The following is a 9041-nucleotide window of genomic DNA, read 5'->3' as shown; positions in this document are numbered from 1 at the left end:
TTCTTCAAATGACTTTGGTAAGGATATTATTCCTAAAATGCTTGATGAGGGTTTAAATCTATATGTATACAAATTTGACGGCTATTGGAAAGATGTAGGAACTGTTAGAAGTTTTTGGCAAGCAAACCTTGACCTTATAGATCCTGAAAATGAGTTAGATATTTATGATGAAAACTGGAAGATTTATACAGCTTCTCTTAATTTACCACCACACAGAATCGGAAAAACTGGAGAGCTAAGTGATTCACTTGTTAATGAAGCTTGCGTTATAGATGGTAAGGTTAGCAATTCCGTATTATTCTCAAGTGTTGAGGTAGAGGAAGGAGCCGAAGTTTATAATTCAGTCTTACTAAACGGAGTTAAGGTAAAAAGTGGAGCTAAGATTTATAATTGCGTTGTGACATCTGATATGACAATAACAGATAAGATTGGCAAGGAAGATGATGACAAGGTGTACCTTGTAAGCAAGGAAGGAATTGAGGAGGAATAATATGCCAAATATAGTAGCTTTAATATATAGTTCAGAATTTAAAGAGAGAAATTATGGTGTATTGTGCAAAAATAGACCAGACTATATGCTTCCTTTTGGTGGTAGATATAGGATAATAGACTTTGCTCTATCAAACATAACCAACCATGATATTTCAAGAGTAGTTTTATATGCAGATAGGATGATTAGATCAACTCTTGATCATATCGGAAATGGAAAAAGTTGGGAACTAAATAGGAGAAATGGTGGATTATTAATAAACTCTCCTTTATATAGTTCTAATGGAAATCTCAGCGAGATAGAGACATATTATGACACTATTAGATACTTTGAAGATCATCCTTCTGATTACATTTACATTAAAAACCCAATGTATATCAATAAGGTAGATATAACCGACGCAAAGGAGACTATGGAGTCCAATGATCTTGATTGTCTAATATTCTCATCCAAAACAGTGGATAAGGATGGATATTATTTAAATAGAAAAATAATATCATCTGATGAGGAAGGAAAACCATGTTCTGTAGGTCTAAATCTTGGAATGAGCGAAAATATTGATTTATTTCTTGGATCAATCATGATTAAGAGAGATTTATTTTTAAGAATCTTAAGAATTGCAATGGAAAGAAATTCACAAATGTCCTTACTTAACGCTATATTTTCTTTTGCTGGAGATGCCAATATAGATTTTTATAGACATAATAAGGAATTTGAAATAATATCTGATATTAATTCTTTCTTCGAAGCGAACATGAAATTATTAAATAAAGAAGACTTCGATCAACTCTTCTACGAAGATGGATTAGTTTATACAAAATCAAAAGATGAACCTTCAACCTCCTATACCAAGGAATCTAATGTAAAGAATTCTCTAATTGCTAATGGTTCAATCATAAGAGGTGATGTAGAAAATTCAATCGTATTCAGAGGTGTAGATATTGGTAAGGGCGCTACAATCAAGAACTCAATAATATTCCAGGATACTGTGATTTCTGATGGTGCAATTCTAAATTATGCTATCACAGATAAGAGGACATTTGTGGATAAAGATACTAGACTATTTGGTAATAGGTCTCATCCATTTATAACATCTAAAGATGAACATTTAGAGAAAGGATTGTAATATGAATATTCTCTTTCTTACTGGAGAAGCAGTTCCTTTTATAAAGACTGGAGGCCTTGCTGATGTAGCAGGGGCCCTCCCAAAGGAATTAGTTAAAAAAGGTGTGGATTGTAGGGTTGTGCTTCCTTTATACGGGGATATAGGCGACGAATATAGGACCAAGATGGAAAAGATAACAGAATTCTATGTTGATCTTGACTGGAAACACCAATATGCTGGAGTATATCATCTAAAATGGGATGGAGTTACTTTCTATTTTATAGACAATTTAGAATATTTTGATAGGAAAGGCTGCTATGGCTTTGATGATGATGCAGAGAGATTTATCTTTTTCTCAAAGGCATGTACTCTACTTGGCAAAGAGATAAATTTTCATCCTGATATAATTCATTCTAATGATTGGCATACAGCTATGGTTAATGTTTTTGTAAATGATTTTAGAAGGGGAGATTCTTACTATGAAGATGTAAGGACTCTATTTACTATACATAACCTTAAATATCAGGGGGTATTTGATGCAGAAAACCTCAGACTAGCTGGACTTGATGGATCATACTTTAATGAAAATGACCTTAAATTTTATGATGCTATTAACTTTATGAAAGGTGGTATAATCCACTCTACAGCGTTTAATACTGTATCGGAAAACTACTCTAGAGAAATCCAATACCCATTCTATGGGGAAGGCCTTGATGGTATTATAAGAAAATATTCTGATAAGCTTACAGGAATAGTAAATGGAATAGACTTTGATATTTGGGATCCTTCTACAGATGGACTAATTAGCCAAAATTATAACATTGGTTCTATCAATGATAAGGTTAAAAATAAGTTAGACCTACAAAAGATCTATGGCCTTCCTCAAAGAGAAGACGTACCTTTGATAGGAATCTGTTCAAGACTGACCGAGATGAAAGGTCTTGACCTAGTAAGGTATATAATGGATGAACTTTTGCAAGAAGATGTCCAATTTGTAGTTTTAGGAACAGGAGATTATACTTACGAAGAGATGTTTAAATATTTCGAATGGAAATACCCTGATAAGCTAGCAGCTAGAATTTATTATAGTGGAGATGAAAGCCATAAGATTTATGCTGGAAGTGACTTCTATCTAATGCCTAGTGTTTCAGAGCCATGCGGTATAAGCCAACTTATAGCGATGAGATATGGTTCTTTGCCAATAGTAAGAGAGGCAGGAGGACTTAAGGATACAGTCATAGCATATAACGAATATACAGGAGAAGGTACTGGATTTTCATTTGCAAATATCAATGCCCACGAATTGCTATTCTGTATTAAAGATGCCCTTAAAATATACAATGAAGACAAAGAGGAGTTTAAGAAGCTTGTAGCTAATGCTATGGGTCAGAACAATGACTGGGAAAAGTCTTGTGAAAAATATTTAAATTTATACAATGAAATTAAAGCAAAATAAGAAAAATGAAAGAAATTTATTAGAAAGAATACAAAGCTTTTTGTATTCTTTTTATGCTAAAGATTTGGCCAACGCCAGAATCAACGAAGTATATGATTGCTTATGTAGAGCCTTGATGGAAGACATAGGTAGAAAATGGGTAGATAGTAAGTCCGATACGATGGAATTTGAGGTATACATACTAAGCTTTGAATACTTGCTTGGAAGATTTATTGAAAGAAATATTGCAAGGATGGGCAAGGAAGAAGAGATTAGAGATGTATTAGCAGTGATTGGATTTTCCTATGAGGATGTAATCAATTTCGAAAAAGAGGCCAATCTTGGTGTCGGGGATATCGGTATTGGATCGAGTTTTCTGATAAGCGAACTTGCTAATAAGAAAATCAGGTCGGTAGCTTACGCTCTTCGTTATGAGAATGGTAATCTCAAACAAAAAATTGTAGATGGTAAACAGGTTGAGTATTCTGATTATTGGCTCGAAGAAGGATCGAACTGGGAGCATAAAAAAGGATTTTCCTATGAGCTAGATATTGACGGCAAGAAACATAAGTCTATAGCCTATGACATTGCGATAGTAAATGATAAGGCTGATTTTGTAAGCACACTCCGTCTTTTTCAGTCAGAACCTACTAAGGCGATAAACTATTCAGATTTTACAAGAGGAGATTTATTTAGGGCCTATGACGATTATGTGAAGGCAAGTTCTATAAATCAATTCCTATATCTGGATGATTCTTCATACGACGGAAAACTGCTAAGACTAAAACAAGAATACTTCTATTCGGCAAGCGCAATTAGAGACATATTTAAGAGATATATCAACAGATATTCTTCGATTGAAGGTATAGATGAGAGAATTAAAATCTTTGCCAATGACATCCATCCAACTATAGCCTTGGTCGAATTTATAAGGATTTTGCACAATAGATTTTCCGTTGGTATAAAAGAGGCTATATTTATAACAAGAAGGATATTTGAGCACATAGCATTTTCTATTACTAGCGATAGTCTTGAAAGCTATCAAGTTGATATGATTAAAAGGGTAAATCCTGAGATTTTGGAAACCATTATTTTAATCCAATCAACCCTCCAGGAGGAAGATCCAAAGGTCTTTTTGATCAAAAATGGCTACGCATATTTTAAAAATATCAACTTAGCCTTATCAAACAATTATATCTACCTATCTAAGATCTTAAAGGATGAAAAAAAAGCAAGAAGAAAGCTATCCTATACAAATCTTGGAACAGATAGATTAATGTATCAAGAGAAAAATAATAAAAAACTTATGGAAGTTTTTAGAAAATACGACCTTTATGACGAGTATTCATATGATATTTCTAAAATTGCAAGTTTAATAGATGATTCCAATTTTATAGATGATTTAGAAAGAGCAAAATACCATAACAAGCTTGAGCTAATTGAGTTGGCAAAAGAGAAGATAAATCCTTATAGTTTATTTGATGTACAGCTTTCTATAATACACGAAAGTAAAAGACAAATATTAAATGCCTTGGCTATTGCCTATAAATATTATTATTTTAAAGAAAATACCAATATTAGGATTACTCCTAAGACCTATATTTTCTCGGGGAAGGCAAACGAAGGATATTTCATGGCTAAGGAAACTATTAAATTTATCATGGCTCTAAAGCACATGATAGACAAGGATAAGATTATAAGAGAAAAAATAAAAATAGTTTTTATAGAAGATTTGGATGTATATAGGTCTAAAATCATATTAAAGGCAACTGACATATACAATAATTTGACCTTAGCGAATTTAGACAATCAAGACTTCCATATTTTAAACTCTGCTCTAAATATGGCAAATATCCTAACTACTAAAGGTGGTGTTTGTGAAAATATAGAAGGAAATAAATCCTTTTATATAATAGGTGACACTTATAGAAAGATAGTCGAAGATAAAAAATCTAGATCTTATGATGCGAACAGTTTTTACTATTCAAATGATATGGTAAGATATACTGTAGAAAATCTAATAAGAGAAAGTTATGATATTTTCCCATATGATTTTAAAGTGATGTATGATCAGATCATGATGTATAACGATTCGTTTAGAATCTTCAAAGACCTTGAGGATTTGCTTGTTAATAGAGAAGATATAGAGATAGACTATCTAGATAAGGATAAATGGGTCAAAAATGAAATCGACAATATACTATGGGCGAATAATTTTAAATTAGATAATAAAATTATAAGGAATGGTATAAATGATTGGAACAAAAATTAAAATAAGTGATAGAATCAAAGATTTGACTTATGATGAAATAAAGGACGAAAAGCTAGGAGCAATATATAAGAATAATAAAACAACCTTCAGGGTTTTCTCACCAACGTCAGAGACCCTAGATCTCTTGATAAGTGATGACTATATGAAGGTAAGGAAAAATAAATATCAAATGGTAAAAAATGAAATTGGTATTTATGAGATCACCCTAGAAGGGGACTATAAGGGTTATTATTACAACTATTTGGTAGACAATAAGTACGAAGTAACCGATCCTTATTCTTTTACAGCATCCATAAACAGCTTAAGCTCGGTGGTTGTTGACATGAAAGAAACAGATCCTTCTGGTTTCAGGGAGGAGCAGTCTCCACAAAACTTAGAAGAAGATGCAATAATTTATGAAATGAGCGTAAAAAATTATACAGCTGATAAGTCTAGTGGTGTAAAGAAGAAAGGGAAATTCCTTGGATTAACTGAAGAAGGAGGAAGCCTTGATGGAGTAAAGACTGGTATAGATAACATAAAAGAACTTGGTGTAAGTCATGTTCAATTACTACCAATATATGATTTTGTATCAGTAGATGAAGACGATTCTTTATTTTTTGATGATGAGAACTACAACTGGGGCTATGACCCAGAACTATACTTTGCTCCAGAAGGTTCTTATGCGTCAGATCCCTATGACCCTTTATCTAGGATAAAGGATACAAAGAAAATGATTCAGACCTTTCATAGGAATGATATTTCTGTTGTAATGGATGTAGTATATAACCATACATTCAAGTCCTATGATTCAAATCTTAACACCCTAGCAAGAGGGTATTATCACAGAATGAATGAGGACGGGAGCTTTTCAAACGGATCTGGTGTTGGCAATGAGGTAAAAAGCGAAAATGCCTTTACTAGAAAATTAATAATAGATTCCCTCTGTCATTGGGCTAGAGAATATAAGGTAGATGGATTCAGATTTGATCTTATGGCCTTAATCGATCTTGATACTATTAAAATTGCCTTAAAGGAACTTAGAAAAATAAATCCTAATACGATAATTTATGGCGAGCCTTGGATGGCCTTTCATTCTCCACTGCCTCTTGATAAACAAATCCTTAAGGGAGCTCAAAGATCAAATTCATTTGGTGTATTCAATGATGATTTTAGAGATGCTATAAAAGGTGATGCAAATGGCTACGAGAAGGGATATATTCAAGGGATTTTTTCTAATAAAAGCAAAATCGAAACGGGTATAGCTGGCTCTATTAACTTCGATTATAAAAGAATTGGATTTGCTGATGATGCAAATGAGACAATAAATTATTTTAATTGTCACGATAATCTAATATTATATGATAAGCTAGCAATTTCCTTAAATGATACTAAGGATATAGACTCTTATATTAAGCTTGCTCTTGGTCTTATTTTCTTATCCTTCGGTAAGCCATTTATCTATGAGGGCAATGAGTTTAATCATAGCAAAAGTAACGATGCGAACTCCTACCGTTCACCTCTTAGCATAAATTCAATCAAATGGCAAGATAAGTTAAATAATATGGATATATTTAATTATACAAAGGATTTGATTAAATTAAGAAAATCCATAAATATTCTAAGAATGACTAAGGCTATTGATATCAGAGGATCCTTAACTTTCATGGAAGATATAGAGGAGTCCTTGATTATTTATAAATTAGAATCTGAGAAAGAGAAATATCTAGTAGCTATCAATGCATCAATGGATGAAAAGTCAATCGATAGAAAAAAATTGGATGAATTTATTAAAGCGAATAAAATCAGTAAGATATTTACCAAAAAGGGTATAAATAAAATAGATAATAATGAAGAAGATGACTTAATACTAGATAATAAATCGGTAAATGTATTTAAATTAGGAGAGTTAAATGGACTATAAAGAAATTTATAACAAATGGTTAGAAGATGATAGATTTGATGAAGAAACCAAAAAAGATCTCTTAAGTATAAAAGATGATGAGGAAGAAATAAAAGATAGATTTCATCAATCTTTAAGATTCGGTACAGCTGGTCTTAGAGGTAAGCTTGGCGCAGGAACAAACAGAATGAATGTATACAACGTGGCCCAAGCAAGTCAAGGATTTGCCGATACTATAGCAGAAGGTGGAGAAGAAGCGAAGAAAAAGGGTGTAGCAATTGCCTACGATGTAAGACATAAGTCTGAAGAGTTCGCAAAAGTAGCTGCGGAAGTTTTTGCGGCCAATGGGATTAAGGTCTATATCCATAAAGAGATCCAACCAACACCAGTATGTTCCTACACAATAAGAAAACTAGGTAATGTCGCAGGTGTTATGGTAACAGCAAGCCACAACCCTAGAGAGTATAACGGATATAAGGCTTATAACCATGAAGGAAGCCAAATTTTAGATGAAACTGCAGATAAAATACTAGCTCATATACAAGAACATCCAGACTTTTTTGAAATACCAAGAATAGATTTTGAAAAGGGTTTGGAAGAAGGAATCATTGAGTATGTAGATGATCAATTGATAGAAGATTATATAAAGGAAGTTTTATCTTGTACAATTAATGATGAGGACATAGATAAAAGTATTAACGTAGTCTATACTCCACTAAATGGATGTGGAAACAAATTAGTTAGAAGAATCCTTGATGAGAGAGGCTTCAAGAATATCCATATAGTTAAAGAGCAAGAAAAACCAGACCCTGACTTTACAACTGTTGGATATCCTAATCCAGAAGATCCAAAGGCCTTCAAATACTCTGAAGAACTCGGTAAAGAAGTATCTGCAGAACTTTTACTTGCAACAGATCCTGATTCTGATAGATGTGCAGTAGAGGTTTTGGATAAGGATGGAGAATACAAATTCTTAACAGGTAACCTAATCGGTTCTTTATTAACAAACTATATACTAGAGGCTCTCGAGGGAAATAATGAACTACCAGAAAATGGTGCTGTAGTTAAGTCTTTGGTATCAACTGACTTAGTTAAACCTATTGCCAATAAATATGGAGTAAAAGTATATGATGTTCTTACAGGATTTAAGAATATATATGCAGTAGCTAATGAACTAGATGAAAACAAGAGTGGAAAGTTCATATTTGGTTTTGAGGAAAGTATAGGATACAACTATAAGGACTTTGTAAGAGATAAAGATGCTGTAAACTCTGCTATGATGATTACTGAAATGGCAGCCTGTTACAAGGCTAAGGGTAAGAGCCTACTTGATGTTATAAATGACTTGTTTAATGATTACGGTTACTATTCTAATGAAGTTGTATCAATTGTTCTTGAAGGTCTAGATGGACAAGAAAGAATTTCTAGAATAATGACAGAAGTTAGAAACAATCCTATTAAAGAAGTTTGTGGACTAAAGGTTAAAAATATCATAGACTACCAAAATGATGATACAGGACTTCCAAAATCAAATGTTTTAAAATATTATCTAGAAAATGATTCTTGGTTTGCCCTAAGACCTTCAGGAACTGAGCCAAAAATAAAGGTCTATATTAATGCAATTGATGACAACCTAGAGTCTTCTGAGAAGAAACTAGAAAATATAAATTCATTTATGCAAAATATCATTGATTCAATTGAATAAGTCAATAACTAATCTTGATTGAAAGGTAGTGATAAAATCTTATTAGTAGAAAATCTGAGTAATTCGAACAGTTTCTAGAAAAGATATCACTATATAAAAAGGCTCTTTGTCAAATCGTGTTGGTAAATAATAATCAACCAAATTCTTAATCA

General features: G+C 32.5%; 6 protein-coding genes. All 6 read left to right on the top strand.

The features are described from left to right. A partial coding sequence (locus tag RCH56_RS06820) for a sugar phosphate nucleotidyltransferase (protein ID WP_306484227.1) occupies positions 1–490 on the top strand: 490 nt, incomplete at its 5' end. 1 nt (position 491) lies between these two features. Continuing rightward, a complete protein-coding gene (gene glgD, locus RCH56_RS06815) occupies positions 492–1616 on the top strand; it encodes a glucose-1-phosphate adenylyltransferase subunit GlgD (RefSeq protein WP_306484226.1) in 1125 nt (374 codons plus the stop codon). A 1-nt stretch (position 1617) separates the two neighbouring features. Then, positions 1618–3051, top strand: coding sequence for a glycogen synthase GlgA (gene glgA, locus RCH56_RS06810; protein WP_306484225.1), 1434 nt, complete (start codon positions 1618–1620; stop codon positions 3049–3051). Between the two features lie 115 nt (positions 3052–3166). Beyond that, on the top strand, positions 3167–5302 hold the full coding sequence (locus tag RCH56_RS06805; protein WP_306484224.1) for a glycogen/starch/alpha-glucan phosphorylase: 2136 nt from the start codon (positions 3167–3169) through the stop codon (positions 5300–5302). Then, a complete protein-coding gene (gene pulA, locus RCH56_RS06800; protein ID WP_306484223.1) occupies positions 5283–7205 on the top strand; it encodes a type I pullulanase in 1923 nt (640 codons plus the stop codon). Before RCH56_RS06805 ends, pulA begins: the two co-directional genes overlap by 20 nt. Then, positions 7195–8889 carry a phospho-sugar mutase gene (locus tag RCH56_RS06795; RefSeq protein ID WP_306484222.1) on the top strand — a complete coding sequence of 565 codons (1695 nt, stop codon included), beginning with the start codon at positions 7195–7197 and terminating at the stop codon, positions 8887–8889. Before pulA ends, RCH56_RS06795 begins: the two co-directional genes overlap by 11 nt. The last annotated feature ends 152 nt before the right edge of the window (positions 8890–9041 follow it).

Origin of the sequence: Anaerococcus sp. (assembly GCF_030825785.1) — a bacterium.
Lineage (GTDB): Bacteria > Bacillota > Clostridia > Tissierellales > Peptoniphilaceae > Anaerococcus.
The sequence above is the reverse complement of the archived record's forward strand: the minus strand, read 5'-3'. Positions and strand labels throughout refer to the sequence as shown.